Genomic DNA, 2,182 nt, shown 5'->3' with positions numbered 1-2,182 from the left:
TATAAATGCTAGTTTAAATGTACGCATTAACACCTGAATAAGCATGTACATTTTCAACAGGATTCTACATACTGACTTTGAGGTGGTTAGTGTGTATATCAAACTAGATATTCCAACGGAATTTACAATTAAAAGTCTTACAGACTTATCTAATTTAAAAAATTTAATGGAGAACTTAAAGATGAAAATAAATAAAAGTCAACTAGCACGAGAATTGAAGGTTGATCGACGTACCATTGATAAATACATGAATGGATTTATACCAAAGGGGACCAAAAAGAAAACATCAAAAATCGATGCCTATTATAAAGTGATTGTAGATCTTTTATCAGAGGACTCTAAACAAACTTTTTACTATATGCGGGTTCTATGGCAATATCTAACGGATAATCATGGTTTGCAATGTTCCCAGTCTACTTTTCGTGCCTATATCAACAGGAAACCTGAATTCAAAAAATATTTTAAGGATGGTAAACGTATTGTTTCAAACTTACCAGGAAAGGTTCGTTATGAAACACCTCCTGCTGAACAAGCGCAATTAGATTGGAAAGAAAGCATAAAGTTTGAAATGACAGATGGTGAAACGGTCTTTGTAAATGTGGCTGTACTTCTGCTATCTTATTCACGCTTTAGAGTTTTTCACTTAAATATTTCAAAATCCCAAAGTGTATTACTGTCATTTATGACAGAGGCATTTGAAGCGTTTGGTGGCGTACCAAAGGTGATCGTTACAGATAATATGAAAACTGTAATGGATGAGGCTCGAACAGAACATTTTTCAGGAACGATTAATAATAAGTTTGCACAATTTGCCCAGGATTTCGGATTTAAGGTACAACCGTGTATTGCAGGACGTCCAAATACAAAAGGAAAAATAGAAGCTCCCATGAAACTTCTAGATGAAATTCATGCTTATCAAGGCAAGTTTACTTTTGAAGAATTGCATGAATTTGTACAAAAGTTATGTAAAAGAATTAATCAAACGTTTCATCAAGGAACTGGTAAGATTCCTGTGTTTGCCTTAAAACAAGAAAGGAATCTCTTACAGCCACTCCCTACGAGTACAATAAGAGATTCCTATAAGATTAAACATAAACTTGTAAAAGTAAATGCGTCAGGAATGATATCTTACAAATCAAATCAATACTCAGTGCCAGCTGAGTATCAAGGTAAGACCGTTGGTCTACAAGTTTATGATAATCAAATATATGTTTATCATAACATGAAGTTAATTGTACAACATAAAATCAGCCAATCTAAACTTAATTATAAAGAAGAACATTATAAAAGCGCATTGGCTAAGTCACTACCAAAATATCCGAACATTGACAATTTGGCGAAACAAAATTTATCAGTAATTGGTGAGGTATATAGAAATGAAGAATAGCTATCAACAGTTAACCACAAACCTAGAATATTTAAAATTAAAACAAATGACACAACATTTAGGGGAAATCGTTGATTTTAGTATTAATAATCAATTGTCATTTGTGGAAGCACTGGTTAAGCTGACAAACTATGAAATTGATGTAAGAGAACAAAATATGATTCACTCTATGGTAAAGATGGGCGCATTCCCTCATAGAAAGGAGATTGATGCATTTGATTTTGAATTCCAGCCAAGTATTAATAAACAACAAATCTTGGATTTTATTTCTCTACGTTTCCTAGAGCAACAAGAAAACATAGTATTTTTAGGACCTAGTGGTGTTGGTAAAACCCATTTAGCGACATCGGTAGGTATAGCAGCAGCTAAAAAACGAACAAGCACTTATTTTATTAAGTGTCATGATTTACTTCAAAATTTGAAACGTGCAAAGCTTGAGAATCGTCTAGAATCAAGATTAAAACACTACACAAAATATAAGTTGCTTATCATCGATGAAATTGGATATTTACCAATTGATCCGGAGGATGCAAAATTATTTTTCCAACTCATTGATATGCGTTATGAAAAACGTAGTACGATTTTAACTACGAATGTAAATTTCAAATCATGGGATGAAATCTTTCAGGATCCTAAAATAGCTAATGCCATACTCGATCGCGTATTACATCACGCTACCGTTGTTAGCATTGTAGGACAATCGTATCGAATTAAAGATCATTTCAGTAAAGAAAACGATTAAATTTGTACATGCTTAAACAAGTGAAAATGTACATGATCATCTTGACATTTACA

The 2,182-nt window shown here is 32.7% G+C and carries 2 protein-coding genes; both read left to right on the top strand.

The annotated features are described in order from the left end of the window. Positions 1-91 precede the first annotated feature (91 nt). Complete coding sequence (gene istA, locus DN401_RS29480; RefSeq protein WP_149288126.1) at positions 92-1,387, top strand: IS21 family transposase; 1,296 nt, start codon at positions 92-94, stop codon at positions 1,385-1,387. Continuing rightward, entirely contained in the window at positions 1,377-2,129 is a 753-nt protein-coding gene (gene istB / locus DN401_RS29475; protein WP_149288125.1) for an IS21-like element IS232 family helper ATPase IstB, read from the top strand. Before istA ends, istB begins: the two co-directional genes overlap by 11 nt. The last annotated feature ends 53 nt before the right edge of the window (positions 2,130-2,182 follow it).

Origin of the sequence: Bacillus sp. BF2-3 (assembly GCF_008368795.1) — a bacterium.
GTDB lineage: Bacteria > Bacillota > Bacilli > Bacillales > Bacillaceae_G > Bacillus_A > Bacillus_A cereus.
This window is presented reverse-complemented; position numbering and strand designations above follow the sequence as displayed.